Raw genomic sequence first — 17193 nt, 5'->3', positions numbered from 1 at the left:
ATGGGTTCGCGACAACCGCGGACGATGGCGAGAAAAAGCCAAGAAAAGGGTCAAGAAAAAGGGGCGGTCAGACCGCCCCGGAAGGGCCACGCGCGGACAGCGCGCGGGCCAGATCTGATCCAGTTCGTCTGATCCGGTCGGTCTCGTTCAATCCGGCCGCGCCCCCGCGACGCGGCGGATTGAACATCGGCCGTAACGGCCAGACCGTCGATCGATCAGGCTTCGTTCGCCGCGATCGATTCCATCAGCGAGACGAGCTGACGCTGCACCGTCTGGTCCTTGATCTTGCTGTAGGCGCGCAGCAGGCGAAGGCTGAAGGCCGAATCGAGGAAGAGCAGGCTCTCGACTTCGCGCGCCTTGTTGTCGCCGTCATAGAAGAAGGTCACGGGCACATCGAGGGAGGTGGCGATCTGCTGAAGGCGGGCTGCGCCGACGCGATTGACACCCTTCTCGTATTTCTGGACCTGCTGGAAGCTGACGCCGAGCTTGTCGCCGAGCTCAGCCTGCGAGATCTTCATCTCGACACGCCGCAGACGGATCCGCTTGCCCAGCTCAATGTCCGGCTTGCCGGCACTGCGCTGCTTCATTCTTTTCGCCGCTGTTTTCATTCGTTTTCTCATCGTTCTTCGGTTGAAAACCCCCCGAAGAGGTGGGTCAGGGGTTCGCCCATATACGAGTCCTTGAATTCGTGCGGATGCACAAATTCTTCCTTAAACCACGGGAAGCGAGCCGGATTGAAGGCTTCGATCAGCCAGTCAATCATGTGCCGCACGCGTGGAATCCGGCCGCTACCGGGATGGTAGGACAACCAGATATCCAGCGGTCGGTTCAACTCGACCTCCAGTGGAATCAGCTTCCCGCCAAGCGCAATGGCGTAGCTCGGGAATACGCCAATTCCGGCGCCATTCGCGACCGCCCAGTAGTTGGCGCTTGAGACGTTGGTCTTCATGACCAGAAGGTCACGTTCCGGAACGCCCGGGAAGAAGCTCTCAAAAGTTTCCTTGGCGGCGAGCTGGTCGGCGAATTGCAGCACCAGACGGTGCTTGATCAATTCGAGGGCCGAGCGCGGCGTGCCGTATTTCTCGAGGTATTTTTCCGAAGCCCAGAACATCAGATGCATGCGGCCGAGCCGCACCAGCTTGACGTCGAGCGCCGAAGGCCGCGACAGATGGATGGCGACGTCGGCTTCGTGGCGGGAGACGTCGGCCGAGCGCATCGCGCAGTGCAGGTCGACGATGATCTTCGGATAGGCCTGCTGGAATTCGACCAGCCGTGGGGCCAGCCAGAACGTGCCCAGGCCCTCGGTCACGGCGACGCGGACTTCGCCGGAGAGGGCGTTGGCCGTCGAATCGCTGGTGCGCAATACGTCGAAGGCAGCCGCCTCCATGCGCTCGACGGCGGAGACCACCAGCGCGCCTTCGTCGGTCAGATGCGTGCCGTGGACGTCGCGGGTGAACAGGGTGGTGCCGGTCTGGCGCTCAAAATCATCGATTCGGCGGCGGACGGCGTTGATCGACAGAGACAGGCGTTCGGCCGCCGAGCGGAAACTGCCGCGTCGAACGACTTCCAAGAATATCCGGGCCGCATCCCAATCGGAGAGGCCGCTGATATTTGTCTTTAGGCGTTCCTCCAGTGGAACGCCCCTTTCCGCCAAGGAGTGCATACAAGTCCCTTCGGGTCGGTAAACTGGCAGAATCTGGCGCAAACCACAACCACGACGGGTTGGGGAACGACGAGTTTTGAACGTCATCCTTACTGTGTCGCGGGTGGTATCCAAGTGCTGCCGGGACGGGGAATGAGGTTGGGAATCGGGCAATTTGTCGCCCGGGTGAGGGGTGTCGCGTGAGTTCCGTTGCGAGCCTTGAAACGGCTGCGGGATTGTCGGCGTTGTCCGCGATGGACGGTCTTGCACGCACGGCGTTGCTGGCTTCGCGAATGGATCAACGACGGCGCATCCCGCGTTTTGTCTCCGACTGTTTCTCCCATCGCCAACAGCGCAGCAGCGCGATGGTCGCGGGAACTGCGGTTTCAGCGCAGAAACACACTGAAATCATGTTCGGAAGCGCAGGAGCCTCGTGCTATTCTGGGTCCTCGATGGGGGCCGAGGGGATCACCACAAACACGTCTCACAGGCCGAATTAACGGAAAGAACGCCGGTGTCGCATTCAGACGAACAGTTGCAGTCGGTGCTGGAAACGCTCGAGGAGTGCCGCAGGGCGCTCAACGAGATGAACAGCCGTGAGTCGGCCGAGCTGCTGTCCATTGTCATCCTCGACGTGCGGATGAAGCTCAAAGGAATTGACGGTGCCGATCTCAAGGCACTGTGCGACGAAATGCTGCGGAGCGCCGGAAGCGAACCGCAGCCCCCTTCCAAGCAGACGCAGGACCAGCCCCGGCGTCCGCTGCTCCGCGTGGTGAAGTAGCCACGCCGCCGAGTCTCGCTTTTTGGCGAGATTTGTGCGCGTCCCGATGCCGCATCTGTGATCACGGACGGCATCGGGAGGAGCCCTGGTTTTATGCGCCTCTGTTGCGCATTCTCCGGCATCGGCTACACCTGAGCCGGTGCTCCGGCCCGCGCGCAGTCCCCGCGCGCCCTGCCGGCGCCTGAGATGGCTCCGACTGCATCATGCAAAATGTCTCGATCCCGGCGGCGCTGATTGCCGGCCTTGTCAGCTTCCTCTCCCCTTGCGTCCTGCCGCTGGTCCCGCCCTACCTGATCTATCTCACGGGCGCGACGATCGAGCATGTCGAGAGCGATGAAGAGGCCGCGGCCTCCAAGCGCGCGATCATGATGTCGGCGCTGCTGTTCGTGCTCGGCTTCTCCACCGTGTTCGTGGCGCTCGGCGCCAGCGCCTCGCTGATCGGCGGGCTGATCCGCACCTGGTCGGCCGAGCTGTCGATCCTCGCCGGCATCGTCATCATCGTGATGGGCCTGCACTTCCTCGGACTGACGCGCATCGGCCTGTTGATGCGCGAGGGGCGGCTGACCGCGCCAAAACCCGTCGGTCTGTGGGGCGCCTACGTGATGGGGCTCGCCTTCGCGTTCGGCTGGACGCCCTGCATCGGCCCGATCCTGGCCGCGATCCTCTCGATCGCTGCGGCCGAAACCACGGTGACCAAGGGTGCAGGCCTGCTCGCGGTCTATTCCGCGGGCCTTGGCATTCCCTTCCTGATCGCCGCGCTGATGATCGAGCAGTTCTCAAAACTGTTCGCGCGCATGAAGGGCCATCTCGTCAATGTCGAGCGCGCCATGGGCGTGTTGATGGTGATCACCGGCATCGGCTTCCTGACCGGCGCGGTCTCGAATGTGAGCATCTGGCTGCTCGAGACGTTTCCGGCGCTTCAGACCATCGGGTAGCTCCGTCTCGTTTGCCCGTCATCGATGGCAAAAGGGCGCGCGCTCATGAAGGCCATGAGTGCGCGCCCTGGTTCGGCTTAACCGATCCGTTCGTCAGTAGTCCCAGAACACCGGCACGAAACGAAACGCGTCGCCGTCGGTTGCCACGCGGCCGATGGAGGGGAACGGCAAATGCGTCGCCACCAGCATCTCGCCGGTCTCGGCAAGCTCGCGCAGCAGACGGACGCGAATCCGCGCGGCTTCCTCGGGGTCGTGTTCGAAACCGTTGTGCCAGTCGGGCTGTTCGAACCCGACGGCAAACACGGCGTCGCCGGCGAATGTCAGGGCGTCGCCGCCGGAGGCCACGCGGACCACGCTGTGTCCGGGGGTGTGACCGCCGGTGCGCCGGGCGATGACGCCGGGCGCGATCTCGGACGTCTCATCGAATGTCCGCAACTGACTGCCGTACTCGCTCACGAAACGCTTGGCGGCTGCCCGAAGCGCGTCCGGGAATCCCGGCGGCATGGAGACGCGGGAGAAATCGGGCGCCTCCCAGAACTTGACCTCGGCGGCGGCCACGTGGATGCGCAGGTCCTTGCGCAGCCGTTGTTTCACGCCGTCGACGAGCAGACCGCCGACGTGGTCCATGTGCATGTGAGTCAGCACCAGGTCAGTCACGGAAGAAAGGTCGATGCCGGCGGCCTCGAGTCGCCTGATCAACTGGCCGGCCCGCGGCAGGTTCAGGTTCGGATCGGATCCGAGGCCGGCGTCGATGAGGATGGTCTTGCCGCCGCTGCGGACCATGACCGCATTCAGCGCCCAGTCGAAGGCATCCTGCGGCAGGAACATGTCGTGCAGCCAGGCCGCCCGGACGGTCGGGTCGGCGTTGTGCGCCAGCATCGTGGTTGGCAGCGGCAGCACGCCATCGCTGACCACGAGCACGTCGATCTCGCCCACCTTGAGCGCATAGCGCGACGGAACGAGCTCTTCGGGGCCGGATGACGTGGGATAAGACGTGTTGTGCAGGTTCATGTTTGTCTCCTGTTGCATGATGAATGTTCCCGGCTGGTCCTGGTTGAACAGGCCGCGCCGCCGGGAGTGCGCGGCCGTCATCGCTTCGTGCGTCAGACGTCGGTGACGCGTTCCGGATCGGCCGACGCGAGCGCGGCGGCGCGCTCGGCCTTCGGCGGATAGATCCAGACGGTGTTGATTTCCTGCTTCGTCTTCTTGGCGACGTCGCCGACCATCTCGACCTTGCGCTCCCAGCCGCGCGTGAACAGCGCGCCGGCTTCGCCGAGATCGAGACAGGTGACGTAGGCCTTCTGGTGATAGGGCCTGGTGGGAGTGCCGAGCAGCTCCGCGGCGGCGTTGTTGCCGGCAAAGGCACCCATCCGCGTGGCGTGCTGGCACGACATCAGCGCGTAATTGCCGTCGTCGTCGCAGGCGGCCCGCGCCGCATCGCCGGTGGCGAAGACGCCGGCGACACCTGATACGCGCAGATCGCGATCCACCAGCAGCCGGCCGAAATTATCGCGCTCGGCAGGAATCTGCGCCGTCAACGGCGCGGCGCGGATACCCGCGGCCCAGACCACCGTCTCGGTCTCGATATGCTCGCCGGTCGACAGCGTCACGCCGGATCTGTCGAGCGAGGTGACGCCGGCCCCTAACCGCGTCTCGACGCCGAGCTTGCGCAACGCCTGCTCGATCACTGGGCGGGCGTCGTCGCCCATGTCGGGAGCGATCGCGCTGTTGCGCTCGACGATGATCACGCGCATCCTGGAATCCTTGCCGAGGATCTTGCGCAGGCGCGCGGGCAGCTCGGTTGCGGCCTCGATGCCCGTAAAACCGCCGCCGGCAACGACGACCGTGTCGCGTCCGTTCACGGCAGGCCGATCGGCGAGACCGTGCAGATGCTTGTCCAGCGCAATGGCGTCATCGAGGGAATCGACGCTGAAACCGTGCTCGGCAAGGCCGGGCATGTTGGGGCGGAACAGGCGGCTGCCGGTGGCGACCACCAGACGGTCGTAGGACACGGTCTTCTTCGTGCCCTTTGCCGTCGTGATCTGCACCGTCCGCGCCTCGGTGTTGACGGTCTCGGCGCTGCCCTGGATGTAATCGACGTCGATCGCCTCGAGGACATCGAGCAGCGGTGCCGTCAAGGTGTGCGGCTTCGGCTCATAGAGCCGCGGACGGACCACCAGCGTCGGCTCCGGTGCGATCAGCGCGATTTCGAGATTGTCAGGCGAAGCGCCCTTGATGTCGCGCAGGCGGGCGGCGGAGAGGGCGGCATACATGCCGGCGAAGCCGGCGCCGATGATGAGTAGTCGCATGTGGTTCACTCCTGAGTTTGATTTTTGGGTTTTGTTTTTGGGTTTGGTTCTTGGATCTGGTTCTTGGGTCTGGTTGGTTCGAAACGCGCGCGTCATCGCTGCTGCCGAATGCAAGCAGAGCCTGTTGCGATCGATGATCACGCGGAGAGGTGAGACGGAGACGGCCGGGCCGTTACGGCGCGGTGCAGTTCGGCAGAGAGGACAGCAGCGCGGGGCCTTCACAGGCTGTGCGGCAGCTTCGCGGACCGAGCGGCCAGCCGCGCAGGGCTAGCGGCATCGCAGGCTGCCGCGGCCAATCATGACTGATCAGGACCGACGTCGCGGCATTGGCGCTTTGCCCGATTTGCGCCGGCGCTTCCTCGGCCGTCGGCGAGGTCAGACGCACGGTCAATGAGAGCCCATACACGATCGCCGTCGAGACGGCTTTTCGTCGCGGTGCAATTGCAAGGCGTTTCCAGTCCATCGTCTGTCTCCGTCCGCATGATGTGACGTTGCGATGTGTAGCGAACCAGATGTTCGACCGCCCCAGAGCGATTGCCGTCCCTGTCGCGCGATTGCTGCTAACGCACGCGCCTGCGCCAATCGCTCGGCGTTTCGCCCGTGAGCTTCTTGAATGCCGCGGCGAAGGCGGTCTGCGAGGCATAGCCGAGCGCAGCCGCGATCGAGACGACCGATTCATCGCTCTCCCGCAGCATGTTCATGGCCTGCTCGAGCCGGTGCTGACGCAGCCAGGCGTGCGGCGACAGCCCGGTGCTCTCCTTGAAGGACCGGCAGAAATGGAAGCGCGACAGGCCGGCGTCGCACGCAAGCGCCGAAAGCGAAACGTCGGCATCGCTGTCCGAACGCAGGCGTTCGATCGCGCGGCGGAGGATCGTCGGCGAAAGGCCGCCGATGGTCGGCGGCAGCGCGGCTGCGACACCCGCATGAGCGGCGAGCAGGCGCGTGGCGAGAAGGTCCGTCAGTTGCTGCCTGAACAGTGTGTCCAGCGTGGCGCTGCCATCGAGCGCGTCGGCGGCGCTCAGCAGCAGGCGCGACGTGATGGCGTCGGGATGCCCGGTCCTTTCCAGGAGATCGTCAGGGCCTGCCGTGTTGGCCTCATCGGCGACGCGCAGCAGCGTCCGCTGCGGAAGATAGAGCTGAACGACATGCATGGGCCGGTGAATGTCCCAGCGGGACGTCGAGCCGGCCGGAATGATCGTCACGACGCCGGGACGCGCGGTGCTGATGGCAGCCGATTTTCCGCTGCGCCGCTCCAGCGCCTGCGAGCCGACGGGATATGTCATGATGACGTGATCGGCCATGGGCTCGACCACGTCATGCAGCGCCTCGTGCTTCCAATAGGCGATGGCACCGCTATGGGAATCGGAGGCCATGCGAAGCGGCCTTGTCTTGAGCACCCGCGTCATCTCCGCGTCGGCGGCGCGTAGCTCCGACGTCGAGCCATCGTCCGCCCGTGCGGTGGGTGCGGGCGGCAAGCCCTTGTGCGAGGGATTGCACATGAGTGCGGTGCTTCCGGTCATTGCGTGGAATCTCCTGATCGCATCGAGCTTCAAATCAGGCGTCCGTATTTGTACGGCTCGGCACGCGTTCTATGCGCTGCAAGGACCGAGCGTCTTTCCCGAAGCGGCCATGCTTTGTCCGATCCTGCTCCGGGCAGCGCGCGTGTTTTCGTAAACGCACGCCGAGCGGCGCTGCGCTGATATTGAATGGAGACGCGGGGGCTTCAGAATCGGCTGAGCAGGTCAGGACCGCCGCTTGATCGCCGATGATATGCCTTAACTTGCGGCAAAACGCGCGAGTGCCTCGCGATTGATCTCGATGCCCAGTCCGGGGCCTTCGGGAACACGCACAATGCCGTTCGCGTGCTCGATCGGCTGTTTGAGGATTGCCTGCCGGATTGGATGCTCGGTGCGGTCGAATTCGAGCATCGGCTCGATCGGCGCCAGCGAGGTCGGTGTGTGCGCAGGCAGCACGGCGAGAAGCTGGAGCGAGGCCGCGATCGCGATGCCGGTGCCCCAGACATGCGGATTGTAGCGGATGCCGAACGCCTCGCTCATGTCGGCGATCTTCTTGCACTCGGTGAGGCCCCCGGCCGCGCAGGTGTCGGGCTGGGCGATGTCGAGCGCATGGGACGCGAACAGGTCGCGGAAGCCGAAGCGGGTGAATTCGCATTCGCCGCCGGCAATCGGAATCGTGAGCGCGGATTTCACCGCGCGATAGCCCGCGACGTCTTCCGGCGGCACCGGTTCCTCGAACCATCCGATGTCGTAACGCTCGATCAGGCGGCCGAGCCGGATCGCCGCGACCGAATCATAGGCGTGGTTGGCATCGACCATCAGTGCGACATCGGGACCGATCGCCTCGCGCACCGCGCGGGTGACCGCGGCATCCTCCGCGATCCCGAAGCCGACCTTCAGCTTCACGGCCCGAAAACCCTCCGCGGCATATAAGGCTGCTTCCTCCGGCAAATATTCGAGCGGATCGCCCGACTTGCGCCGATAGAGCCCGGTCGCATAGGCCTGCACCTCATCGCGGGCCGCGCCGCCGAGAAGCTGGCAGGCAGGCACGCCGTAATGTTTGCCCTTGATGTCCCACAGCGCGATGTCGACGCCGCTCAGCCCCTGGATCACGACCCCCTTCTGGCCGTGATCGCGCAGGCGTGCGTAGACGGTCTGCCACAGCACGTCGGTCCGCAGCGGATCCTCGCCGATCAGCCACGGCGCGATGCTCTGCACGACGGCTGCCGTCATCCGCGCCGGCCCATAGCATTCGCCCCAGCCGGTGAGGCCGTCATCGGTTTCGATTTCCACCAGCATCGCGGTGCGCGTGTCGTACCATGCGCGCGAATAGGCGAACGGCTGCGACAGTCTTGCCTCGAGGACGTGCGTGCGCACTTTGGTGATTTTCATCGCGGATGTCCCCGGTTCAATGCGCCTCGTCCAGCGCGCAAATCACGGTGCAGACGACGCCGCGCGGCAGGAAGTCGACGGTGGCCTCGCCGCCGAGCTGATCGCGCGCGCTGCGCTCGATCAGGCGCGAGCCGAAGCCGCGCTGCACCGGCGCCGTCACCAATGGGCCACCGATCTCGCTCCAGATCAGCCGCAGCCGCGGCTTCGGCGTGTCGGCGATGACCTCCCATTCCAGCGTCACCCGGCCGGTCTCGTTGGACAGCGCGCCGTATTTGGCGGCGTTGGTGGCGATCTCGTGCACGATCATCGACAGCACCACGGCGAGCCGCGGCGACAGCGGCACCGCGGGGCCGTCCATCCGGATGCGTTCGGGCGCGTTGAGCAGGAACGGCTGGAGCACGCGGGCCACCACATCCTTCAGCTCCGAGCCTGCCCATTTCTCCTGGCTGAGCAGATTGTGCGCCTCGGCGAGCGCACCGAGCCGCCCCTCGAACTTGATCCGCTCCTCCCGGCTCGAACTCCGGAAGGTCTGCACCGCGATCGCCTGCATCAGGGCCAGCGTGTTCTTGACGCGATGGTTGAGCTCATCGATCAGTAAATTGTGCAGCATCTCGCCGCGCGCGATCGTGGTCGCCATCCGGACTGCGAAAGTGAGGCCCGTCAGCAGCAGGATGCCGCCGATCAGGCTGGTGATGGCGATGTTGCGCCAGAGCGGTGCGATCAGCGAACTCTCGGGGACGCCGGCGGCCACGGTCCAGCCGGTCAGCCGCGAGCGGGTATAGGCGGAGGCGAGCGGAACGCCGTCGAGCGACACGGTCGGGAGCGACGCCTCGTTGCCGCGAAACATTTCGGCGTAAAGCGACGCCGAGGCGCGTTTGCCGAACGTCTCGCCGGGGTTCGGCACGCGCGCGAACACGGTGCCCTTGGCGTCGAGCAGGGACACCGTCCATTGCCCGTCGGGCCGCTGCTTCTCGACCAACTCCTGGAAGATGCTGACCGGCGGGCCGAAGCAGAGGTCGTAGATCACCTCGCCGTCGCGGAACACCGGAACTTCGACCGTGAGGACCTGCCGCTGATTGAGCGTGCCGGTGAACAGGTCGGAATATTGCGGCGATTTGGTCGCGAACACCTTCTCGACGATCTCCAGATTGCCGCGCGGCGGCAGGCTCGCGGTATCCTCCGTCGCCGAGGAGAACAGCAGCCGGCCGCTGCGGTCGGAGATCAGGACCATGCCGCCCTTGCCGTATTGATCGACGAAGCCGAGCGCGATGCGGCGAAAGCTTTGGAAGTCGTCGTTGCGCAGCGAGTTCGTCAGCGCCAGCACCTGCAAGCCGCCGGCCATCCGCTGCACCTCGGAATCCAGCACGAGGCGCATGCTGCGCACGTTCTCAAGCACGCGGCGGGTCGCATCGCTGCGGTCCTGCTTGTAATTGTAGAAGGCGATGCCGACCGCGAACACGATCATCGGCAGCGTCGTTCCCGCGACCAGGAGAGCGAGCCGGACCGGCAGGGTGAACTTGGACAAACGCGGGCGTCCCGGTTCCAGCGCGACAGCGCCGGATGATGATTTTGGCCAGAACCATACGGGCAGGACCTGCATCGCGCCACGATTTTCGCGTCCGGGAAGCGGTCCAGAAGGATTTTGCAGCGCAGTGCAGGAGGTCTGCGCCTCAACTCATGCTGATTGCGGTCAGCAGCAGACACAAGACGTAGACGGCCGCCAAACTGAGTCCGGCGATCCGGGCTTCTCGCTGCGATGTCATGCGGTCAACTCCGGGAGGGCGGCCGCCGTCGCGGCGGCCGCCCGTCTGTCAGCATCAATCGATTTCCTGGACGACGGTGCGCGTGCCCGGATCCACGAGCATCACGCGCTCGCCGGAGTAGACGTAGCGATATTTCGTCAGCGACGGACCCCAGTCGGACGGAACGGCTTCGAGCTCGACGTCGCTCGGAACCGTTGCGCCGACGATGATCTTCTCCTTCGTCGTCACCGGACGCAGATGATGTTCGGTGACGTAGGATTTAATCCTCGTCCGGTATTGCGGCTCGATCTGAACCGCTGCCGCGTGACCGGTTCCGGTGGTCGTCACCACGGTCGATTGCGCGAACGCGCCGGTAGACATCAGGATGGCCGCGGCGGAAAGCAGGAACAGCTTCTTCATCTTGTCCTCCTCGATGGCAATCGCCGCAACAACATCCGATGGCAGACGACGTTCCTGCGAATAGGAACAAATTACCACTTTTTCCCGTTGGCGAGTCGACCGGGCTGAAAGCCCGGCGATTGGAGGAGAGGGAAATGATGCTGAAAACTGCAACGGCGGCGCTAATGCTTGCCGCAATGTCCCTGCCGGCGTTCGCGGCCGACGAGTTCTACGTCGTCCAGGACGTCAAGACCAAGAAGTGCACCGTCGTCGACAAGAAGCCGGTCGACACATCCATGACGGTCGTCAGCCCGTCGGGCACGATCTACAAGTCGCGCACCGAGGCTGAAAGCGGCATGAAGACCGTCAAGGTCTGCACGTCAAACTGAGGAGGATGACACAATGCCAGTCCTGATTTTGTGGGCCGTGCCCGCCGTGCTGGTGATCGGCGGCGGCATCTATTTGATCGGCCATTTTCACTGACGGACAACGAAGCGTCATGCCCGGGCTTGTCCCGGGCATCCACGTTCTTCGTTCCTCTTGGCTAAGACGTGGATGGCGGGGACAAGCCCGGCCATGACGACTCCTCGCAAAAGCCCAAGGGAACGTCCGCAGTCTCAGAGATTGCTCTCGGTGATCGCGGCGTAGACCATGCTGCGCAGCTCGCGCCGGATCGGATAGGCGCTCGACGGCAGCACTTGCGTCATGAAGATGGCGATGAGTTCCTCGGCCGGGTCGATCCAGAACGAGGTCGTGGCCGCGCCGCCCCAATTGTATTCGCCGGGGCTGCCGGCGATCAGCGTCTCCGCCGGGCGCATGGTCACGGCGAAGCCGAGACCGAAGCCGATGCCGTTATAGGCGGCCTCGGCGAACAGCGAACGCGAGACCTCCGGCAGGAAACGTCCACCTGGAATGTGGTTGGTCGTCATCAGCGCCAGCGTCTTCGGTCCGATCAGGCGGACGCCGCCGAGCTCGCCGCCATTGAGCAGCGCACGGCAGAAGGTGAGATAGTCGGCCATCGTCGAGCACAGCCCGCCGCCGCCGGAGATGAACGAGGGCGGGGACAGGAACGAACTCGTGGCCGGGTCGTCCTGGAGCGTCAGGCCCTCGCGGCGCTGGCCGGCATGGAAGGTGAATCCGCCAGCGGGATCGGCGTTGTAGCAGGCGGCGAAGCGGTGCGCCTTCGAGGCCGGCACGTAGAAATCGGTGTCGGTCATGCCGAGCGGATCGAGGATCCTTGCTTTCAGGAACTGCTCGAACGGCATGCCGGAAATCTTGCCGACGAGATAGCCGATCACGTCGGACGCGACCGAGTAGTTCCAGGCCTCGCCCGGCGAGAACTCCAGCGGGATTTTGGCGAGGCTCTCGATCATGCTCTGGAGCGTGCCTGATTTCTCGACCTCGCCGATCTTCTCCGCGCGATAGGCGGCATCGACATTGGAGCGCTGCTGGAAGCCGTAAGTCAGCCCTGCGGTGTGGCGCAGCAGATCCACGATCAGCATCGGCCGGGCCGGCGGCCGGGTCAGGAAGGCCGGCGCGGTGCCGGCGACGAACACGCCGAGATCCTTCCATTCCGGGATGTATTTGGCGACGGGCTCGTCGATCGCGACGAGGCCTTGCTCGACCAGCATCATGAAGGCGACGCTGGTGAGCGGCTTGGTCATGGAATAGATGCGGTAGATGGTGTCGTCCTTGACCGGCGCCTTGCGTTCGACATCGGCAAAGCCGTGCATCGAGCTGTAGGCGATCTTGCCGCGGCGGTAGACCAGCAGATGCGTGCCCGGGAAGCGCCCGGCATCGATGTACCGGGTCTTCAGGTGCGCATCGATACGGTCGAGCGCAGCCTTGGACATGCCCACGGATTCGGGCGAGGCGGGGGTAGGGGCGAGCATCAGGTTCCTCCGGGCAGTTTCTCGGGCAAGGTGATAGCCGAAATGACGGGCTTATTCCAAGCCGGTCGCGCTTAACGCGAGGCCGCCGATTGGTGTAAGCTGCCTTCTGGAACGCTTCCAAGGAGCCCATCCGGGCCAACGAGAAAAACCCAGGGCAAACGCATATGACCCAGTTCAATGAGACCGAACTCACCGAAGCCGTGGTCGCGAGCTTCGACAATACGCCAAATCCGCGTGCCAAATTCCTGCTCCAGGAATTGGTGAAGTCGCTGCACGATTACGTGAGCAAGACCGGTCTCACCTTCGCGGAATGGGAATACGCCATCGATTTCCTGACCCGCACCGGCCAGAAATGCACCGATACGCGCCAGGAGTTCATCGTGTTGTCCGACGTGCTCGGCGTCTCCATGCTGGTCGACGCGGTCAACCACCGGGAGCGCGAGGGCGCCACCCAGACCACTGTGCTCGGTCCGTTCTATGTCGGCGAGCACAAGGTGACCGCGCACGGCACGGATATCTCGCCGAACAACCAGACCGGCGAACGCATGTTCGTGCAAAGCCGCGTCACCGATCTCGAGGGCAAGCCGCTCGCAAACGTCCCGGTCGACGTCTGGCACGCCGACGATGACGGCTTCTATGATTCACAGAAGGCCAATTACGACGAGGTCGGCGCCTCGGCGCGGGCGCGCTTCATCACCGACAGCGACGGCCGCTTCTTCTTCCGCACCATTTTGCCGTGCAGCTACCCGATCCCGACCGATGGCCCCGTCGGCGAGATGATCATGCAGACCAAGCGTCATCCGATGCGCCCCGCGCATGTGCACTTCCTGGTCAATGCCAAGGGCTATGAGCCGTTGATCACCCACGTCTTCATGGACGGCGACAAATATCTCGATTCCGACGTCGTGTTCGGCGTCAAGGACGACCTCGTCGCCAAGGTCGAGCCGCGCAACGATCCGGCCATGCCCGACGGCGGCAAGGCGAACGGGCAGTGGCATTTGATGACCTACGAATTCCACCTCAAGCCCGGCGGTGGCATGGCGCCGAAGCCGCTGGGGACGAAGGCGGCGGAGCCGGCGTAAGGAGCTGCCCGGTGGCCATCAGCGTTCGACCGATGACGCTGCAGGAAACTGCGCTGATCATTGAGTATTTCCACGCAGCGACGCCAGAGCACCTGGAAATGCTCGGGGTCGACCCGACACGACTGCCACCGGCATTACAATGGCAGCGACTTTATGAGCAAATGTTCGACCGGCCTGTCGAGCAGAGAAACGGCTTTCTGGTCAGCTGGCTCTCCGACGATAAGTTCTTGGGGTTCTCGACCGCTGACAAGATCCGTATTGGCGAGCACGCAAATATGCATTTGCACATCACGGATCCCTCGCTGCGCAAGCAGGGGATAGGCGTAGAGTGTGTCCGAAAGACCGTCGAGCTCTATTTCCAGGTTCTGGGGTTGAAGCAGCTCTTCTGTGAGCCCAATGCGTTCAATGTGGCTCCGAACCGCACGCTTCAAAAAGCGGGTTTCACATACGTCAAGACGCACATGACCGTTCCCGGCCCCCTTAACTTCCACCAAGCGGTCAAGCGTTGGATGATCGATAGAGTTTGATGGCAATGAGGTCGATCCTCATTTGGTGTAGGCGAAACACGTCACCGGCAGGTGACAGGGCAAAGTTCAGTCGCCACTAACGCGCGTGCAGCAGTGCGAGCAGGACGACGACGGCGCAGGCGAGCGCGGCCGAGGTCAGCTTCCAGAACATCAGCGGGTTGCGCTCCAGGAGCGGCGTGGTCCGCGTAGCGAGATAGGCCGGATTGGGATTTCTGAGTTCGAAGACGAACTCGGAGATGTCTTCGTGGCGCTTGTAGGGATCGGGATGCAGCGCTTTCCTGAGTGCGCCGTCGATCCATCCCGGGATGCCCCGCTCAGCATCGATGGCCGGCCGATATCTCAATTTCCACGCGTCCGATCTTCCCCGGATCTTGGCAAGCTGGGCGCCGTAAGGGAGATGTCCGGTCAGCATATGATAGCAAATGGCGGCCAGTGAAAACATATCGGACCGGGACGAGCCGCCCTCGCCGAGGAAATATTCCGGGGCCGTGTACTGGACCGTACCGAGAATTTCCGCGTCCGCCGATTTCGGTGCCGCCTCGACGACACCCGCCACTCTGACCGATCCGAAGTCGATGATCTTCGCGGTGCCGGTCTTGTCGATCAGGACATTGTCGGGCCTGAGGTCCTGGTGCAGCATCTCCATGCGGTGGAAGGCGCGAAGCCCTGTGGCGATCTGCTCGATGATCCCGCGGACCGTCTCCAGATCGGGGCGCGGGTTGTCGAGCATCCACTGCCGCAGCGTCTGCCCCTCGACGAACTCGGCCGCGACGTAAAGATAGTTGCGCCGGGTCGACCTCGACCGGGGCTTGAGCACGTATGGACTGTCGATCCGCCGCGCGATCCATTCCTCCATTAGGAAACGCTTCAGATAGGCCTGGTTATCGCGCAGGTCGATCGATGGAATCTTGAGTGTGACGGGTTCTTCGGTGTCTGCGTCGACGGCGAGATAGATGTGGCTGCGGCTGCTGCCGTGGATCTCCCGGATGATCCGGTAGCCATCGAATGCGGCTCGGGGTTCGAGCAGCGGCGGCAGGGGCAGTGCCGAGGTCTGATCGAAGATGCCGGATTCCTCCTCCGGCACCGCGTCGATGCGCAGGATCTGTACGGTGATGTTGTCATCGCTGCCGCGCCGATAGGCTTCCTCGACGATCGCCTTCGCGGCGCCATCGAGCTCGCCCGCATGCTCGATGATTGCGCTCGTGACGAAACGCGGCTCGACGAATTCATAGGCACCGTCGGTTGCCAGCAGGAAGGTGTCGCCGACCTGGACCTCGACCGTCCGGTAGTCGATCTCGAGCTGCGGATTGATGCCGAGCGCGCGGCCGAGATAGGTCTGCTCCGACGAGACGATGATGCGGTGATCGTCGGTGAGCTGCTCCAGCGCCTTGCCGGCGACGCGGTAGATGCGGCAGTCGCCGACATGGAAGATGTGCGCGGTGGTCGCCTTGATGACCATGGCGCTCAGCGTGCAGACATAGCCCTTGTCGCGATCATAGGCATATTGGCTCTTGCGCGTCTGCGCGTGCAGCCAGGAATTGGTCGCCTCCAGCACGCGGCGGGCGGAAGTCTTCACCGTCCAGGATTCCGACGTGCAGTAATAATCCATCAGGAAGCTCTTGACCGCCGACTCGCTGGCGATCTGGCTCACCGTGCTGCTGGAGATACCGTCGGCCAGAACGGCGGCGATGCCCTTCAGGCTGAGCTGCGGCTCCTCTGGAATCAGGACGCCGTGAAAATCCTGGTTGACGGGCTTGCGGCCCTTGTCGGAGTGCTGGCCGACCGAGATCAGGAGTCCGCGGGACATCGTCATCACCAGGCGAAGGGAGCCTCACCCTGGTCGGGCGAGGCTCCGCTGTCGAGACGTATTCGATCAGGCCGCAACGCGGGGCTGCGTGGACTTGCCGGCCTCGCGCTTCGGCTTCGTCAGTACATGGGTTGTGTAGAGGGTCATGCCGGTGAAGGCGAGGCCGCCCACGAGGTTGCCGAGCACGGTCGGGATCTCGTTCCAGATCAGGTAATCCATGATCGAGAATTTCGCGTGCAGCATCAGGCCCGATGGGAACAGGAACATGTTCACGACGGAATGCTCGAACACCATGTAGAAGAACACCAGGATCGGCATCCACATCGCGATGACCTTGCCGGAGACCGAGGTCGAGATCATGGCGCCGACGACGCCGGTCGAGACCATCCAGTTGCAGAGCATGCCGCGCAGGAACAGCGTCGCCATGCCGGCGGCGCCATGCGCTGCATAGCCGAGCGTTCGGCCTTCGCCGATGTTGCCGATGGCGGCGCCGACCTTGTCGGGATCCTGCGTGAAGCCGAACGTCGTGACGAAGGCCATCATGAAGGCCACCGTGAAAGCGCCGGCGAAGTTGCCGACGAAGACGAGGCCCCAGTTGCGCAGCACGCCGCCAAGCGTGACGCCGGGACGCTTGTCGATCAGCGCGAGCGGGGAGAGCACGAACACGCCGGTCAGCAGGTCGAAGCCGAGCAGATAAAGCATCACGAAGCCGACTGGAAACAGCAGTGCCCCGACGAGGGGCTGGCCGGTGTTGACGTTGATGGTGACGGCGAACCAGGCGGCGAGGGCGAGGATCGCGCCGGCCATGTAGGCCCGGATGATGGTGTCCCGGGTAGACATGAAAATCTTGGATTCGCCTGCATCCACCATCTTGGTGACGAATTCCGAAGGCGCGAGATACGACATCAATGGTTCCTTTTGCTTCGAAGTGAGATCGACGCGCGCTTCCGAGGGCGCGCGACTGAACGTCATGATCCGTGCGGACAGTTCTGCCGCGCACGAGGGCTATGGAAGGTTTGGAAGCCGTGGGAATCGCGTCACGAGGACTGAGCCGGAAAGGGCCGCGAAGTAGTTGAGCTTCCGGATGCAGCCGCCAGCGGCTGCATCAATGCGGCAAAACCGCAGTCTTCGTTGACTGTGGTGAAGAAGCAAGTTGCGTGCCGCGTAG

At 63.8% G+C, this 17193-nt stretch carries 17 protein-coding genes; 5 read left to right on the top strand and 12 right to left on the bottom strand.

What is annotated here, in order from left to right; genetic code table 11:
* Positions 1-215: 215 nt before the first annotated feature.
* Together IVB29_RS06370 and IVB29_RS06365 are read right to left on the bottom strand one after the other, a co-directional pair.
* A complete protein-coding gene (locus IVB29_RS06370) occupies positions 216-587 on the bottom strand; it encodes a helix-turn-helix transcriptional regulator (protein WP_247317264.1) in 372 nt (123 codons plus the stop codon).
* A gap of 29 nt (positions 588-616) precedes the next feature.
* Entirely contained in the window at positions 617-1663 is a 1047-nt protein-coding gene (locus IVB29_RS06365) for a LysR family transcriptional regulator (protein WP_247502546.1), read from the bottom strand.
* A 493-nt stretch (positions 1664-2156) separates the two neighbouring features.
* Between IVB29_RS06365 and IVB29_RS06360 the strand changes: the two genes are divergently transcribed.
* Both IVB29_RS06360 and IVB29_RS06355 read left to right on the top strand, forming a co-directional pair.
* Entirely contained in the window at positions 2157-2423 is a 267-nt protein-coding gene (locus IVB29_RS06360; protein WP_129271976.1) for a hypothetical protein, read from the top strand.
* Between the two features lie 203 nt (positions 2424-2626).
* Entirely contained in the window at positions 2627-3358 is a 732-nt protein-coding gene (locus tag IVB29_RS06355; RefSeq protein WP_247502545.1) for a cytochrome c biogenesis protein CcdA, read from the top strand.
* Positions 3359-3451: 93 nt separating this feature from the next.
* On the opposite strand, the gene IVB29_RS06350 is transcribed toward IVB29_RS06355, so the two are convergent.
* The 7 genes from IVB29_RS06350 to IVB29_RS06320 all read right to left on the bottom strand — a co-directional run bounded on the left by IVB29_RS06350 (position 3452) and on the right by IVB29_RS06320 (position 10738).
* Positions 3452-4369 (bottom strand): MBL fold metallo-hydrolase, encoded by a 918-nt coding sequence (locus IVB29_RS06350; protein ID WP_247502544.1) that lies wholly within the window; start codon positions 4367-4369, stop codon positions 3452-3454.
* Positions 4370-4461: 92 nt separating this feature from the next.
* A complete protein-coding gene (locus IVB29_RS06345) occupies positions 4462-5667 on the bottom strand; it encodes an NAD(P)/FAD-dependent oxidoreductase (RefSeq protein ID WP_247502543.1) in 1206 nt (401 codons plus the stop codon).
* Between the two features lie 172 nt (positions 5668-5839).
* Positions 5840-6130 carry a hypothetical protein gene (locus tag IVB29_RS06340; RefSeq protein WP_247502542.1) on the bottom strand — a complete coding sequence of 97 codons (291 nt, stop codon included), beginning with the start codon at positions 6128-6130 and terminating at the stop codon, positions 5840-5842.
* A 97-nt stretch (positions 6131-6227) separates the two neighbouring features.
* Complete coding sequence (locus tag IVB29_RS06335) at positions 6228-7187, bottom strand: AraC family transcriptional regulator (protein ID WP_247502541.1); 960 nt, start codon at positions 7185-7187, stop codon at positions 6228-6230.
* Positions 7188-7442: 255 nt separating this feature from the next.
* Entirely contained in the window at positions 7443-8576 is a 1134-nt protein-coding gene (locus tag IVB29_RS06330) for a mandelate racemase/muconate lactonizing enzyme family protein (protein ID WP_247502540.1), read from the bottom strand.
* A gap of 16 nt (positions 8577-8592) precedes the next feature.
* On the bottom strand, positions 8593-10101 hold the full coding sequence (locus tag IVB29_RS06325; protein ID WP_247502539.1) for a sensor histidine kinase: 1509 nt from the start codon (positions 10099-10101) through the stop codon (positions 8593-8595).
* Positions 10102-10393: 292 nt separating this feature from the next.
* The gene (locus IVB29_RS06320; RefSeq protein ID WP_247502538.1) at positions 10394-10738 is read right to left on the bottom strand and encodes a DUF1236 domain-containing protein; all 345 of its coding nucleotides are present in this window, start codon (positions 10736-10738) and stop codon (positions 10394-10396) included.
* Positions 10739-10872: 134 nt separating this feature from the next.
* Between IVB29_RS06320 and IVB29_RS06315 the strand changes: the two genes are divergently transcribed.
* Positions 10873-11106: a hypothetical protein gene (locus IVB29_RS06315; protein WP_247502537.1), complete on the top strand. Its 234-nt coding sequence runs from the start codon at positions 10873-10875 to the stop codon at positions 11104-11106.
* Positions 11107-11334: 228 nt separating this feature from the next.
* On the opposite strand, the gene IVB29_RS06310 is transcribed toward IVB29_RS06315, so the two are convergent.
* Positions 11335-12609: a serine hydrolase domain-containing protein gene (locus IVB29_RS06310; RefSeq protein WP_247502536.1), complete on the bottom strand. Its 1275-nt coding sequence runs from the start codon at positions 12607-12609 to the stop codon at positions 11335-11337.
* Positions 12610-12773: 164 nt separating this feature from the next.
* Between IVB29_RS06310 and IVB29_RS06305 the strand changes: the two genes are divergently transcribed.
* Together IVB29_RS06305 and IVB29_RS06300 are read left to right on the top strand one after the other, a co-directional pair.
* A complete protein-coding gene (locus IVB29_RS06305) occupies positions 12774-13691 on the top strand; it encodes an intradiol ring-cleavage dioxygenase (RefSeq protein WP_247502535.1) in 918 nt (305 codons plus the stop codon).
* A gap of 11 nt (positions 13692-13702) precedes the next feature.
* Positions 13703-14218: a GNAT family protein gene (locus tag IVB29_RS06300; protein WP_247502534.1), complete on the top strand. Its 516-nt coding sequence runs from the start codon at positions 13703-13705 to the stop codon at positions 14216-14218.
* 76 nt (positions 14219-14294) lie between these two features.
* Here the strand turns inward: IVB29_RS06300 and IVB29_RS06295 are convergent, their stop codons facing one another.
* Positions 14295-16031, bottom strand: coding sequence for a bifunctional protein-serine/threonine kinase/phosphatase (locus IVB29_RS06295; protein WP_247502533.1), 1737 nt, complete (start codon positions 16029-16031; stop codon positions 14295-14297).
* 60 nt (positions 16032-16091) lie between these two features.
* A complete protein-coding gene (locus IVB29_RS06290; protein ID WP_247502532.1) occupies positions 16092-16931 on the bottom strand; it encodes a formate/nitrite transporter family protein in 840 nt (279 codons plus the stop codon).
* Between the last annotated feature and the right edge of the window lie 262 nt (positions 16932-17193).

The sequence above is a fragment of the Bradyrhizobium sp. 1 genome (genome assembly GCF_023073315.1).
In the GTDB taxonomy this organism is placed as follows: Bacteria; Pseudomonadota; Alphaproteobacteria; order Rhizobiales; family Xanthobacteraceae; genus Bradyrhizobium.
This window is presented reverse-complemented; position numbering and strand designations above follow the sequence as displayed.

Bases quoted from the DNA above. Each gene is read 5' to 3' on its own strand.
- IVB29_RS06370 (WP_247317264.1), bottom strand. From the start codon at position 587: ATGAAGCAGCGCAGTGCCGGCAAGCCGGACATTGAGCTGGGCAAGCGG.
- IVB29_RS06365 (WP_247502546.1), bottom strand. From the start codon at position 1,663: ATGCACTCCTTGGCGGAAAGGGGCGTTCCACTGGAGGAACGCCTAAAG.
- IVB29_RS06355 (WP_247502545.1), top strand. From the start codon at position 2,627: ATGCAAAATGTCTCGATCCCGGCGGCGCTGATTGCCGGCCTTGTCAGC.
- IVB29_RS06350 (WP_247502544.1), bottom strand. From the start codon at position 4,369: ATGAACCTGCACAACACGTCTTATCCCACGTCATCCGGCCCCGAAGAG.
- IVB29_RS06345 (WP_247502543.1), bottom strand. From the start codon at position 5,667: ATGCGACTACTCATCATCGGCGCCGGCTTCGCCGGCATGTATGCCGCC.
- IVB29_RS06340 (WP_247502542.1), bottom strand. From the start codon at position 6,130: ATGGACTGGAAACGCCTTGCAATTGCACCGCGACGAAAAGCCGTCTCG.
- IVB29_RS06335 (WP_247502541.1), bottom strand. From the start codon at position 7,187: ATGACCGGAAGCACCGCACTCATGTGCAATCCCTCGCACAAGGGCTTG.
- IVB29_RS06330 (WP_247502540.1), bottom strand. From the start codon at position 8,576: ATGAAAATCACCAAAGTGCGCACGCACGTCCTCGAGGCAAGACTGTCG.
- IVB29_RS06320 (WP_247502538.1), bottom strand. From the start codon at position 10,738: ATGAAGAAGCTGTTCCTGCTTTCCGCCGCGGCCATCCTGATGTCTACC.
- IVB29_RS06315 (WP_247502537.1), top strand. From the start codon at position 10,873: ATGATGCTGAAAACTGCAACGGCGGCGCTAATGCTTGCCGCAATGTCC.
- IVB29_RS06310 (WP_247502536.1), bottom strand. From the start codon at position 12,609: ATGCTCGCCCCTACCCCCGCCTCGCCCGAATCCGTGGGCATGTCCAAG.
- IVB29_RS06305 (WP_247502535.1), top strand. From the start codon at position 12,774: ATGACCCAGTTCAATGAGACCGAACTCACCGAAGCCGTGGTCGCGAGC.
- IVB29_RS06295 (WP_247502533.1), bottom strand. From the start codon at position 16,031: ATGACGATGTCCCGCGGACTCCTGATCTCGGTCGGCCAGCACTCCGAC.
- IVB29_RS06290 (WP_247502532.1), bottom strand. From the start codon at position 16,931: ATGTCGTATCTCGCGCCTTCGGAATTCGTCACCAAGATGGTGGATGCA.